The sequence below is a fragment of the Xanthomonas euvesicatoria pv. euvesicatoria genome (genome assembly GCF_020880415.1).
Lineage (GTDB): Bacteria > Pseudomonadota > Gammaproteobacteria > Xanthomonadales > Xanthomonadaceae > Xanthomonas > Xanthomonas euvesicatoria.
This window is the reverse complement of sequence record NZ_JAJIUJ010000076.1, coordinates 1-12,345: the sequence shown is the minus strand read 5'-3', so window position 1 is coordinate 12,345 and position 12,345 is coordinate 1. Positions and strand designations below refer to the sequence as shown.

10 protein-coding genes are annotated in these 12,345 nt (G+C 65.0%); 3 read left to right on the top strand and 7 right to left on the bottom strand.

Features of this window, described 5'->3' with window-relative positions:
- Window positions 1-61 precede the first annotated feature (61 nt).
- The 5 genes from LN450_RS13230 to LN450_RS13210 form a co-directional block, all read right to left on the bottom strand.
- Window positions 62-427, bottom strand: a complete 366-nt coding sequence (locus tag LN450_RS13230) for a DUF1428 domain-containing protein (protein WP_008571105.1) — start codon at window positions 425-427, stop codon at window positions 62-64.
- Window positions 428-790: 363 nt separating this feature from the next.
- Complete coding sequence (locus LN450_RS13225) at window positions 791-1,921, bottom strand: hybrid sensor histidine kinase/response regulator (protein ID WP_011346780.1); 1,131 nt, start codon at window positions 1,919-1,921, stop codon at window positions 791-793.
- Entirely contained in the window at window positions 1,918-2,502 is a 585-nt protein-coding gene (locus LN450_RS13220) for a chemotaxis protein CheB (protein ID WP_011346781.1), read from the bottom strand. Before LN450_RS13220 ends, LN450_RS13225 begins: the two co-directional genes overlap by 4 nt.
- The gene (locus tag LN450_RS13215; protein ID WP_008571108.1) at window positions 2,499-3,347 is read right to left on the bottom strand and encodes a CheR family methyltransferase; all 849 of its coding nucleotides are present in this window, start codon (window positions 3,345-3,347) and stop codon (window positions 2,499-2,501) included. The genes LN450_RS13220 and LN450_RS13215 overlap by 4 nt, the downstream gene beginning before the upstream one ends.
- On the bottom strand, window positions 3,320-6,493 hold the full coding sequence (locus tag LN450_RS13210) for a response regulator (protein ID WP_039418740.1): 3,174 nt from the start codon (window positions 6,491-6,493) through the stop codon (window positions 3,320-3,322). The genes LN450_RS13215 and LN450_RS13210 overlap by 28 nt, the downstream gene beginning before the upstream one ends.
- Before the next feature lie 158 nt (window positions 6,494-6,651).
- On the opposite strand from LN450_RS13210, the gene LN450_RS13205 reads away from it, so the two are divergent.
- The gene (locus LN450_RS13205) at window positions 6,652-7,815 is read left to right on the top strand and encodes a PAS domain-containing sensor histidine kinase (protein WP_011346784.1); all 1,164 of its coding nucleotides are present in this window, start codon (window positions 6,652-6,654) and stop codon (window positions 7,813-7,815) included.
- A complete protein-coding gene (locus tag LN450_RS13200) occupies window positions 7,808-8,176 on the top strand; it encodes a response regulator (protein WP_007967477.1) in 369 nt (122 codons plus the stop codon). Before LN450_RS13205 ends, LN450_RS13200 begins: the two co-directional genes overlap by 8 nt.
- 228 nt (window positions 8,177-8,404) lie before the next feature.
- Here LN450_RS13200 and LN450_RS13195 read toward each other — a convergent pair whose 3' ends face one another.
- On the bottom strand, window positions 8,405-9,988 hold the full coding sequence (locus LN450_RS13195; RefSeq protein WP_011346785.1) for an alpha-N-arabinofuranosidase: 1,584 nt from the start codon (window positions 9,986-9,988) through the stop codon (window positions 8,405-8,407).
- A gap of 237 nt (window positions 9,989-10,225) precedes the next feature.
- Between LN450_RS13195 and LN450_RS13190 the strand changes: the two genes are divergently transcribed.
- Window positions 10,226-11,275 carry an aldose epimerase family protein gene (locus LN450_RS13190; protein ID WP_011346786.1) on the top strand — a complete coding sequence of 350 codons (1,050 nt, stop codon included), beginning with the start codon at window positions 10,226-10,228 and terminating at the stop codon, window positions 11,273-11,275.
- 264 nt (window positions 11,276-11,539) lie between these two features.
- On the opposite strand, the gene LN450_RS13185 is transcribed toward LN450_RS13190, so the two are convergent.
- Entirely contained in the window at window positions 11,540-12,331 is a 792-nt protein-coding gene (locus LN450_RS13185) for a cytochrome C assembly family protein (protein WP_008571117.1), read from the bottom strand.
- Window positions 12,332-12,345: the final 14 nt, after the last annotated feature.

The window sequence follows — 12,345 nt, the reverse complement described above, 5'->3', positions numbered from 1 at the left end:
CGGCGGCACCAGCCTGCGCATGCCTGGCCAAGCTCCTGCGGGCCGCCACGCCCCACATCGCTCACGCCGATTGGCCCAGCGCCACGATCGGCACGAAGCCACCGTAGACCATGCGCTTGCCATCGAATGGCATCGGATTGACTGACGGGTCCATGCGTGGGTCTTCCATCATCTTGCGCATGCCCTCATCGCGGGTGGCCTTGTCCGGCCATTCGATCCAGGAAAACACCACGGTCTCTTCGGCGGTGGCATCCACGGCGCGATAGAAATCGGTCCATTGCCCCGGCTGGACATCGTCGCCCCAACACTCCACTACACGCAGCGCACCGTATTCCATGATGACCGCATCGCCCATGCGGGCATGCGCGATGAATGCTTCTTTGTTGGCCGTGGGGACGGCAAGCACAAAACCATCGATATACGACATAACCACCTCCGCAGACGGGGTGCACGGTGTGCACCCGAGGATGACCAAGGGATGTTCGTACGACCAAGAACTGGAGAGCAGTGGGGCAGGAGCGTGCGTCCAGCGCGCTGGCCGCACGAGCATACGGCGCATGGGGTGCAACGGCACTGCTTGAGTTGGCTGTCACCTGGGCCGCCTGGCGCACTGCCAAGGCGCTGGCTGTCGGGCTCGCTGACACGGCGGCAGCGGATCTGTTGTGCGTTGATCGACGGCAGCGCGCTGTTGGCCCCTCTTGCTGGAGGCCGCGGCAATCCATCGGCCAAGATGCGCTGGTCGCACACCTGCGCGCGCCTCGGCACTGCAGCCGCCGGGAACGTGCGGCGGTCAGGCTGCCAGGTTGTGGCGGCGCAGTCGTGCTTCGAAGACCACATCGCCGTCCTCGTTGCGCGCCTGCAGCGTGCCGCCGTGTGCCTTGACGAACTGGTCGGCGATGAACAGGCCCAGTCCCAGTCCTTGGCTGGCATGGAAGCTGGCCTTGAACGGTTCGAACAGGCGCGGCATCAGGCTGTCGGGGATGCTGCCGGCGTTGCGCACCGACAGGCGCAGGGTGTCGTGTTCGCGTCCATCCAGATGCACCTGCACCGGATGGCGTCCGCCATGCAGGACGGCGTTGCCGACCAGATTGGACACGACCTGCGCCAACCGGTCGCCATCCCCATCGCCATCCAGATCGCCCTCGGTGCGCAGGTCGATCGTAGTGTGTGGATTGGCCTGCGCCACTTCGCCCACCACGCTGTGCACCACCTCGCCCAGGTTGCATGGGCCGAACTGCATCGGCAAACCATCGGTGCGCAGGCGCGAAAAATCCAGCAATTGCTCGACCATGCGCGACATGCGGTGCGCGCTGTTTTCCAGGTGTTCCAGCGTGCGCGCCGCCGAACTGTCGGCATCGACATCCAGGCCGAGTTTGTCGGCGCACAGCAGGATCACCGACAGCGGCGTGCGCAGGTCGTGAGTGAGCACGGCCATCATGGTTTCGTTGAGCGTGAGCGCGCGTTCGAGCGAGGCATTTCTCGCCTTGAGCAGCCGCCGCTGCTGGTACAACTCGATGAACACGTTGACCTTGCTCAAGATCACGTGCGGCTCGATCGGCTTGTGCAGAAAATCCACGGCGCCGGTTTCATAACCCTGGAAAGCGCGCATCGGATCGTTTGGCGAGGCGGTCAGGAAAATGATCGGCACATGCCGGGTGCGCTGCGAACCGCGCATCAATTCCGCCAGCGAAAAACCGTCCATTTGCGGCATGTGCACGTCCAGCAGCGCCAATGCCACGTCGTGTTCGAGCAGCAGTTCCAGCGCCTGCGCACCGGAGGCGGCGCATAGCACGCGGATGCCGTCGCGTTGCAGCAGCGCTTCCATGGCCACCAGGTTCTGCGGCACATCGTCCACGATCAGGATCTTGGTCGATTCGGTGTCGTCGCTGCTTGCAGCCAGGCCGGTCGCGGTGAGGTTCATGCGTGAAAAGCTTCCAGTCGGGTGCAGATGGCTTGCAAGGTCAGCACCGCATCGGCGCCGGCGTGGGCGAGAGCGGAGGCGGGCATCAACGAGGCGGCGGCGTCATCGGGGCGCTGGATCCAGGCGGTACCGCCCACCGCACGCACCGCGGCCACCCCGGCGCTGCCGTCGCTGCTGGCACCGGTGAGCAGGATCGCCAGCAGGCGTTCGCCGAAGACATCGGCAGCCGATTCGAACAGCAGGTCGATCGCCGGGCGCGAAAACAACACCGGCGCATCCATCGACAACGCCAGGCTGTGGCGGGTTTCCACCAGCAGGTGGTAGTCGGGCGGGGCGATGGTGACGGTGCCGGGTAGCAGCGGTTGCTTGTCGTCGGCCTCGCGCACCGGCAACGCGCAGCGCGCATCCAGCAGCTCGGCGATGTGGCTGGGGCGGTCGCGCGGCAGATGCAGCACGACCAACACCGGCATCGGCAAATCTGCCGGCAGCCCGGACAACAACGCCTGCAGGGCCATCACGCCACCGGCGGAGGCACCGATCACGATCGCATCGAAACACTGGGCTGCAGACGCGCGGCTCATGCGGCCTTCCGATACAGCCGCTGCTCGCGCGCGCAGGCTTCAAAGGCCTGCGCGTGCGCGCCGAACTGCAGCGACTCCTTGCTGCCCAATCCGAGAAATCCGCGATGCACCAATGCGTCGTAGAACAGCCCCACCGCGCGATCCTGCAAGCTGCGGTTGAAATAGATCAGCACGTTGCGGCACGACACCAGGTGGACTTCGGAAAACACCGTGTCGGTGGCCAGGCTGTGATCGGCGAACACGATATTGCGTTTCAGGCGCCGGTCGAACACCGCACCGTCGTAAGCGGTGGTGTAGTAGTCCGACAGCGAGGTGCGGCCACCGGCGTCCAGATAATTGCGGCTGAACTGCGCGATACGATCGATGCCATAGGCGCCGGCTTCGGCCATGCCCAGCGCTTCGGGGTTGATGTCGGTGGCGTAGATCACCGCCTTTTCCAACAGGCCTTCTTCGTGCAGCAGGATGGCCAGGGACCAGACTTCTTCACCGGTACTGCAGCCTGCCACCCAGAGCTTGATCGAGGGATAGGTACGCAAGACCGGCACCGCATGCTCGCGCAGGACGCGGAAATATGCCGGGTCGCGGAACATCTCCGAGACCTGCACGGTGAAGAACTGCATCGCCTGCGCGAAGGTGTCCGGCTCGTGCAGCAGACGGTGCTGCAGATCGGCCACGCGCGCGCAGTCGAAACGCGCCATCGCGTGGCGCATGCGCCGTCGCAACGACGACACCGCATAGTCGCGGAAGTCGTAGTGATAGCGCTGGAAGACCGCTTCCAGCAGCACGCGCAGTTCCAGGTCGAACAGCTCTACCGCGTTCATTGCCGCGAGCACCACACGCGGCACAGCGAGACCAGCTTGTCCACGTCGATGGGCTTGGCGATGTAGTCGTTGGCGCCGGCTTCCAGGCAGCGTTCGCGGTCGTCGGCCATGGCCTTGGCGGTCAGCGCGATGATGGGCAGATCCTGCCATTGACGGTTCGTACGGATCTGCCGCATCGCGGTGATGCCATCCATCTCCGGCATCATGATGTCCATCAGGACCAGGTCCACCTCGTGCTTGGCCAGGTGCTCCAGCGCCTCGCGGCCATTGCGTGCGATCTGCAGCGTGACGCCCAGCGGTTCGAGCACGCTGGAGAGCGCAAAGATGTTGCGCACGTCGTCTTCGGCCAGCAACACGGTGGCGCCGTCCAGCACCGCGTCGCGGCGGCGTGCTTCGCGCAGCAGGCGCTGCTGATCGCTGGGCAACGAGGCTTCCACGCTGTGCAGGAACAGCGTCACCTCGTCGAGCAGGCGTTCCGGCGAGCGCACGCCCTTGATGATGATGCTCTTGGAATACCGGCGCAGGCCTTGTTCTTCGTCGCGGGTCAGGGCGCGCCCGGTGTAGACGATCACGGGAGGGAAGGCGACCGCATCGTTGCCGGCCATGCGTTCGAGCAGGTCGTAGCCGCTGCCGTCGGGCAAGGCCAGATCGGTGACCATGCAATCGAAGGTGGAGCCTGCCAGCTGATCCATCGCCTCGGCAATGCTGCCGACCGCGACGATGTCCAGCTGGTCGCGCGCCAGCAGCAATTGTAGGTTCGCGCGCAATGCGCTGTCGTCTTCGACGATCAACAAACGACGCACTGCGCGTGCATTGGTTTCTTCCAGCTGGCGGATCGCACCGGCCAGCAGTTCGCGCGTGGCCGGCTTGATCAGGTAGCCAACCGCACCAAGCTCCAGCGCAATCTGGCTGCGTTCCAGCGCGGACACCACGTGGACAGGCACATGGCGAGTGGCCGGATCGCGCTTGAGGCGTTCGAGCACGCTCAGACCGGACGCATCCGGCAGGCCGATGTCCAGCAGGATGCCGCTCGGGCGCATCTCGGCGGCCAGGCGCAGGGCCTCTTCTGCGTTGGGGGCCACCACGCAATCGAAATCCAGTTCGTGGGCCAGTTCCACCAGTGCTTGCGCAAAGCGGGTGTCGTCTTCCACCGCCAGGATCAGCCGGCCGGGGCGGCTGCGTTGGTCGCGATCGTCGTCGGCCCGTTGGATCGGTGCAGCGTTGGGCGATGCGATTGGCACCGGCACCGTGTGGGCCACCGCACCACCAGATGCGCCGGATTGCGCACCCATCGCGCTGCCGTTGCGTTGTTGCACATGGGCAGCAGACGCCGGGCCTGCGACCGCGGCGGCGTTCGTAGCTGTATCGGCAGGGCCGGTCACCTCCGCAGGTGCGCCATCGGTCGGCAATTCCAGCGTAAAGCAGCTGCCGCGCCCGGGCTCGCTGTCCACACTGATGCTGCCGCCCATGCGTTGGGCCAGGTCGCGCGAAATCGACAGACCCAACCCGGTACCGCCATAACGGCGGCGCGTGCTGCCGTCGGCCTGACGGAACGCTTCGAAGATCACCTCGCTCTGTTCGCGCGCGATGCCGATGCCGGTATCGGTCACCGCAAAGTGCACACGGCCGGGCGCATGCGCCTGGACCGTCAAGCTGACCTTGCCGTGTTCGGTGAACTTGATGGCGTTGGCCAACAGGTTCTTCAGGATCTGCTGCAGGCGCTGGTTGTCGACGACCAACTGTGCCGGCGCGCCGGCAGCTGCCGCGATCTCCAATGCCAGACCCTTCTGTCGCGCCAGCGGTTCGAAGGTTTCGCGCAGGCGTTGCAGCACCGAATCGGTGACGACCGTTTCGTCGGCCAGCTCCACGTGCCCGGCTTCGATCTTGGACAGGTCCAGGATGTCGTTGATAAGCGCCAGCAGGTCGTTGTTGGACGACAGGATCGCCTGCGCATATTTCACCTGCTCGGCGCTGAGCGTGCCGTCCTTGTTGTCGGCCAGCAACTTGGCCAGGATCAAGGCGCTGTTGAGCGGCGTGCGCAACTCGTGCGACATGTTGGCCAGGAATTCCGACTTGTAGCGCGATGCAGTGGACAACTCGTTGCTATTGCGCACCAGCTGATTCTGCGCGATCAACAAGGCCTGCTTTTGCGCCTCAAGCGCCTGCGTGCGCTCTTCCAGCTGCACGTTGGTCTGTTCCAGTTCTGCCTGCTGCACTTCCAGGTCGCTTTGCGATTGCTGCAGGCTACGGCTCTGTTCTTCGAGTTCCTCATTTGCCACGCGCAGTTCTTCCTGCTGGGTCTGCAGTTCCTCGCTCTGTCGCTGGGTTTCTTCCAGCAACGCCACCAGCTGCGCGCGCAGCAATGCGGTGCGCAGTGCCAGGCCGATGTTCTCGCCGCAGCGTGCCAGCAGTTCTTCTTCGCGCGAGCCGGCGGTGCGTGGGTCAGTCACGCGCCCGAGCTCGATGACGCCGATCACCCGGTCGTCGGCGGTGATCGGCGCCAGCAGCAGCTCCTGGCAGCTGCTCTGGCCCAGCCCGGAGGCGATCTGCAGATGCCCGGCGTCCATGCCACGGATGCGACGCACCGTGCCACGTTGCAGCACTTCGCCGAGCTGGCCGGCTGCGGTGGGCAGCGTCTGCGGCAGATCCGGCGGCAACGCGGCACCACCGGTGAGTCGCAGACGGTCGCCCTCGATGCGATACAGCGCGCCGACCTGCGCATCCAGTGTCTGGCACAGTGCGCGCACCGCGGCATCGGCCAGCTCCTGCGGTGCCTGATCGCCGCGCAAACTGGCTTCGACCGTGTTTTCTGCCTGCTGCAGCCACAGTGCGAATTCGGCCTGGCGGCGTGCGCGGATCGCCTGCATCACCACCAACGCCATTGCCAGGAACGACACGCCGCCAATGCTGCGATTGACCGAGGAAAGGCTCGAATTCGTGCTTGGTGGCGCGAGCTGAAAACCGATCGCCAGCAAGACACACGACAGCACGCCGACGATGAGTGGCACCTGCGGGCGGTTCTGAAACACCGTCACGCCCACTGCCACGAAGTAGGTCAGCCACACGGCATAACCGAGCGGGGTTACCAGTTCCATGCCCAGCGTTCCAGCCATCAAGGCCCCCGCGATGACCCACACCCAGCGGTCGCGTGTGGTCGAGATGGTGTGCATAAGGTGCGTGGACCGAACTGGAAGGGCGGTCATGGTAGCCGATAACTTTCACGCACAAATCGCCGGGAAATTGACGCTTTTTGCTGCCGGGTTGGCTTGCACGCAGCCTTCACGTCGCTATCAATATGGTCCGGCGCTTTCCGGAGAATCATCGCGCGATGGATGCGGAAACGGCCGTCGACAGCGCAGGGCCGCTTTCTTACGACAGCCGGCAGTGTCAGCTGTTGGTACAGAGCGTGTCCGATTACGCGATCTATATGCTCGATATTGGTGGGCATATTCGCAGCTGGAACCCCGGCGGCGAGCGCATCAAGGGCTACAGCGCAAGCGAGGTCCTGGGCACGCATTTCTCGCGGTTCTACCTGCCCGAGGATGCGCAACGCGACGAACCCAGCCGCAATCTGGAAATTGCCAAGCAAGAAGGGCGCTTCGCTGCCGAAGGGTGGCGCCTGCGCAAGGACGGCAGCCGGTTCTGGGCCAGCGTGGTGATCGAACCGGTGCTGGAATTCGGCGTGCTGGTCGGGTTTGCAAAAGTCACCCGCGATCTGACCGAGCGCCATGAAGCGCAGCAGTTGCTGCAACAGGCGCAGCAGGCGTTGCTGCAATCGCAGAAGGTCGAAGCCTTGGGCCGGTTGACGCTGGGCATGGCCCACGATTTCAACAGCCTGCTCACGGTGATGGTGACCAGCCTGGACCTGATAGCGCTGAGCGCTGGTGAAGATGCGCGCACCCGCATGTTGATCGAAGTGGCGCAAACTGCGGTGGATCGCGGCACCTTGTTGACGCGGCAACTGCTCGCTTTCGCGCGCGGGCAACAGCTGAACCCCGAGCGCCACCCCGTCAACGACATCGTGACCCGTTCGCTGGAACTGTTACGGCGTGCCTGCCCGCCGGGTGTGAGCTTGGCGTTGCAGTTCGCCGACGCACTGCCGCATGTGCGCGTCGACCCTGGCCAGCTGGAGGCGGCGCTGCTCAACCTGGTCTTCAATAGTTGCGATGCGATGCCCGCTGGCGGCAGCATCGTGTTGCTTGCTTCTGCTGCGCAACGACCCGAACCCTCAGGCCACCAAGGCGTCCTTCGCCCGTACGTCGCCCTTGCGGTACGCGACGATGGTCCGGGGATGTCCGCCCACGTTGCACAGCGCGCCAGCGAACCTTTTTTCACCACCAAAGATGTCGGCAAGGGCTCCGGCCTGGGCTTGAGCCAGGTCTATGGCTTCGCATCCCAGTCCGGTGGCTTCGTCGAGCTTGAGACCGCAGCTGGACGCGGCACCACCGTCACCGTGTTTCTCCCGGCCGTCGAGGAGGCCGAGCATGACTGAATCCCTTCGCCTGCTGATGGTGGAAGACCAAGAAGAACTGCGCGAACTGATCGGCGAAGCGCTGCGCGATGCCGGCATCAGCGTCGACACCGCCGATGATGGTCACAGCGCGTTACGCATGGTGCGCGACAGCGGCCCGTACGATGTGGTGTTCAGTGATATCCGTATGCCCAACGGCATGTCGGGCATTGAACTGAGCGAGCAGGTGGCGCAACTGCTGCCGCAGGCACGCGTGATTCTGGCCTCGGGATTTGCCAAGGCGCAGTTGCCGCCGTTGCCGGCTCAGGTCGATTTCCTGCCCAAACCCTACCGCCTGCGCCAGCTCATCGACATGCTCAAGAGCACCCCCGCCAACGCGTAAACGTTGGCTGGGCGTGCGGCATCGACGGCGCTGCTAGTGCGCCTTGTCGATGGCGCCTTCAACCCGGAGTGTCACGCCGGCACGGCGACGTGACCACCAGGCACATCAGATGCAACGATCGCGCCCCGTTTGAAGGCGCGTCCGAACGAGGCAATACGGCGCCCACACGGCTGGCGGTGCCCGACACGCCATGCGTCTGGGCAGGCTCTGTACATTGAATTCGATCGCTCATCGCAACTTGAGCATCACGATCGAATGCGCCGGCAGCGCCACGTTCACTGCCTTGCCTTGGACACGTGCGCCCTTGAATGCCGCCGGCGCAACGGCCTTTGGCTGCGCATAGGTGTTGTACGTGGTGATCGCCGGTGCGGTCAGGATCTGTCCCTCCACCGCACGCAGCGGCAGCCCTTCCACCTGCACGCTCACAGCCGCCGCCGCAGTCGCGTCCAGGTTGGTCAGCGCGAGATACACATGGCCGTCCTTCGCCTTGACCGCCGAGCCGTGCACGGCCGGCACCTGCGTGTCGCCATGACGATACGCAGGTGTCTGCAATTGCAGCGGCAGGTGTGTGGCGTCCTGGTAGGGCTTGTAAAGCGCAAACACGTGATAGGTCGGCGTCAGCACCATCTTATCGCCATCGGTGAGGATCATCGCCTGCAGCACATTGACCATCTGCGCGATGTTGGCCATGCGCACACGCTCGGCATGCTGGCTGAAGATGTCGAAGTTGAGCGACGCCACCAGCGCGTCACGCAGGCTGTTTTGCTGCTGCAGGAAGCCGGGATTGGTGCCTGGCAATGGCGCATACCAGGTGCCCCATTCGTCCACGATCAGGGACACTTTCCTGGCCGGGTCGTACTTGTCCATGATCGCGCTGTGCTTGGTGATCAGCTCGTCCATCACCAGCGTGCGCGACAACGTCTGGATCCACGCGGTTTCGTCGAACGTGGTCGAAGACGCGCGCGGCGGCCAGCCACCGGGAATGGTGTAGTAGTGCATGCTCAGCCCATCCATGAACTTGGTGGCCTCGCGCATCATCACCTCGGTCCAGTGATAGTCGTCGTCGCTTGGGCCGGGCGCGATCTTGAAAATCTTCTGGTTGGCCGGCGACTTGACGAAGGTCTGGTAGCGGCGAAACACATCGGCTGCGTACTCCACGCGCATATTGCCGCCGCAGCCCCACAGCTCGTTGCCCACACCGAAGTAGGGAACCTGCCAGGGCGCATCGCGGCCATTGGCGCGGCGCTCGTTGGCCAGGCTCGAGCGTGTCGGCGCGGTCATGTATTCGGTCCACTGCGCAATCTCCTCCGGCGCAGCATCGCCCACATTCCCGGCGACATAGGCCTGGGTGCCGAGCAATTCGGTGAAGTCCATGAACTCGTGCGTGCCGAAACGGTTGGACTCTTCCACACCGCCCCAGTGCGTGTTGACCCGGATCGGGCGCTTGCCCGGCGTGCCGACGCCATCGCGCCAGTGGTATTCGTCGGCGAAGCAACCTCCAGGCCAGCGGATGTTGGGCACGGCAATGGCTTTCAGCGCGGCGACCACGTCGTTGCGATAGCCGCGCGTATTGGGGATCGGCGATTCCTCGCCCACCCACACGCCACCATAGATGCCGGTGCCCAGATGCTCGGCGAATTGGCCGAACAGTTGCCGTGACACCTGCGCGCCGGGCTGGTCCACGCGCAAGGTGCCGCTGGCTTTGACCTCGGCAGCGAAGCTGGCCGGCACGCTGGCAAGCGCGGCGGCGACGAAAACGGCGTTCAACAGCTGCCTGCGCGATGCCTGCAACGCGGGGGAAATCCACTGCATCGGGTCGGTGCTCCTGTGCTGGTCGATGGTCGGGTGGGTGCTGCTGCGATGGGAAGTGCGCGGCTAGCGTAGTGCCGGTGGCCGCCCTTTGTATTGCTGCAGCGCGGCCGCTGCAGGCGAGCGCGGCAGTCGCTTCGCCACTGCAATCGCCTCGCCGGCCAGGATGTGCGCGGCGGCATGGTCGGCGGCCATCGCATGCGGCTATGCTCGCGGGCTACCTCATCGGCGGGACGATCCATGCAGCGAGTGTTCGGGCAGTTGCCAGACGGTGTCGAAATCCATGCGCTCACGCTACGCAGCCAGGCTGGTCTGCAGGCGGAGGTGCTCACCTACGGCGGCATCCTGCATACGCTGCAGTTGACCACCGCACAGGGTGTCGTGCCGCTAGTGCTGAACCTGCCGGATCTAGCCGCCTATGCTGCCGATGGCGACAGCCTCAACATTCTGGTGGGCCGCTTCGGCAACCGCATCGCCGGTGCGCGTTACACCCTGGAGGGCGTCACCCACGTGCTGGCCGCCAATGAGGGGCGTAACCAGTTGCACGGCGGGCTGCGCGGTTTCGGGCGACGGGTGTGGAGCGTGCTGGAGCAGGCGCCGGACCAGGTGCTGTTGGGCTACGACTCACCCGATGGCGAAGAGGGCTACCCCGGCAATCTGCATGTGCGCGCGCACCTACAGCTTCACGGGCTGAGCCTGCAGCTGAACTTCCAAGCGCACTGCGATGCCGCGACTGCGTTGAACCTTACCCACCACCCGTATTTCAATCTGTCCGGCGATCCGCAGCTGCGGGCCGCAGCGCAGGTGCTGCGCGTGCCGGCCGATCGCTACCTGCCGGTGGATGCCGAGTCGATCCCCACGGGCGAGATCGCATCGGTGACCGGTACGCCATTCGATTTCCGCCAGCCTGCTGCGCTGGCCGACAACATTCAGCCGGCGCATCCCCAGATCATCCTCGGCAAGGGCTACGACCAGTGTCTGGTGCTGGCCGCCGACGCGGACTGCGTTGCCGAGCTGTACTCCCCGCACAGTGGCGTGGCGCTGCGCATCAGCAGCGATGCCCCGGCGGTGCAGGTGTACGAAGGCCAGCATCTGGACGCCCACCATCCCGGACTGGGCCGTGGCGTATGCCTGGAGCCGCAGGACTATCCGGACGCTCCCAACCACCCCAACTTCCCTTCGACCATCCTGCGGCCGGGTCAGACCTACCGCCGCAGTATCAGCTATCGCTTTGCCAAGGCGGGGCCGGACCAGCCCTGGGACGCCGTGCGCGCCGCGCTGGATGCGTGAGAGATTTCAGCGCTTGGGGGTTGGCTGAGCTGCGTCGTGCGGGCGCGACCCGGCACCGCTGATCGCAGTGCCCACTCTGAAGTTGCAAGACCTTCAGTTGCCGCAAGCCTGGGTTGCCAATGCTCTGGTGTGCCTGCCCGTAGCAGGCCGCAGAAGTTCGATCCATGCGCGCGGCCAGCGCACCGGCCAGGATGTGCAATCCAGGCGATCGCACTTCGCCGTGTTCGATTTCACATCAGAGACGCTGGGCTAGGCCAACCGCGCTCAACGCGGCCCCAGCACCAGCTCGATGACGAACTTGCTGCCGAAGAACGACAGCACCAGCAGCGCCATCGCGGTCAGCGTCCAGTGCACCGCCTTGGTGCCGCGCCAGCCATTGCGCCAGCGGCCGATCAGCAGCGCACCGAACACGATCCACGACAGGATGCTCAGCACGGTCTTTTGCAACAGCCGCTGCGCCAGGAAGTCCTGCACGAACAACAGGCCGGTCAGCAGGGTCAGGCTCAACAGCACAAAGCCCACCGTGATCGTGCGGAACAGCAGCGTTTCCAGCTCGGTCAGCGGTGGCAGTGCGCGTAGCCAGCTATGGAAATCGCGCCGCCGCAACGCGCGTTCCTGCAGCCACAGCATGATTGCCAGCAGCGCCGCGATGCCCAGCGTGGCGTAGGCCAGCAAGGCCAGCCACGCGTGCAATTCGAGTCGCCAGCCCAGATCCGAACTGGGCTCATGGCCGTAGGCGTGGTAGCTGGCCAACAGGATCGCCGACAGCGGGAACACCACCACACCCACCGCCGCCATCCGCCCGCGGCCGCCGAACACCGCCGTCAGCGCAGCCATACCCAGCCCGCACAACGACAAGGCCGCGAAGAAGTGCATGTCCGGCCCGCCGGCGGTGCGCACGGCCACCAGCACGTGGTAACCGGCGTGCAAGGCCACTGCAGCCAATGCGGGCGCCAGCCAGTGCGCAGGCGATTGGTTGCCATCGCGCAACACCGCCCGGGTGAGCAGTGCCGTGGCAAGCAGATACAGGGCGAACGCGATGAGAACGATTGTCATCGTGGAAGTTTCGC

What these genes read in the sequence shown, in the direction of transcription:
- LN450_RS13195 (WP_011346785.1), bottom strand. Translation starts at nt 9,988, where the DNA reads ATGCAGTGGATTTCCCCCGCGTTGCAGGCATCGCGCAGGCAGCTGTTG.
- LN450_RS13200 (WP_007967477.1), top strand. Translation starts at nt 7,808, where the DNA reads ATGACTGAATCCCTTCGCCTGCTGATGGTGGAAGACCAAGAAGAACTG.
- LN450_RS13220 (WP_011346781.1), bottom strand. Translation starts at nt 2,502, where the DNA reads ATGAGCCGCGCGTCTGCAGCCCAGTGTTTCGATGCGATCGTGATCGGT.
- LN450_RS13210 (WP_039418740.1), bottom strand. Translation starts at nt 6,493, where the DNA reads ATGCACACCATCTCGACCACACGCGACCGCTGGGTGTGGGTCATCGCG.
- LN450_RS13185 (WP_008571117.1), bottom strand. Translation starts at nt 12,331, where the DNA reads ATGACAATCGTTCTCATCGCGTTCGCCCTGTATCTGCTTGCCACGGCA.
- LN450_RS13190 (WP_011346786.1), top strand. Translation starts at nt 10,226, where the DNA reads ATGCAGCGAGTGTTCGGGCAGTTGCCAGACGGTGTCGAAATCCATGCG.
- LN450_RS13205 (WP_011346784.1), top strand. Translation starts at nt 6,652, where the DNA reads ATGGATGCGGAAACGGCCGTCGACAGCGCAGGGCCGCTTTCTTACGAC.
- LN450_RS13230 (WP_008571105.1), bottom strand. Translation starts at nt 427, where the DNA reads ATGTCGTATATCGATGGTTTTGTGCTTGCCGTCCCCACGGCCAACAAA.
- LN450_RS13225 (WP_011346780.1), bottom strand. Translation starts at nt 1,921, where the DNA reads ATGAACCTCACCGCGACCGGCCTGGCTGCAAGCAGCGACGACACCGAA.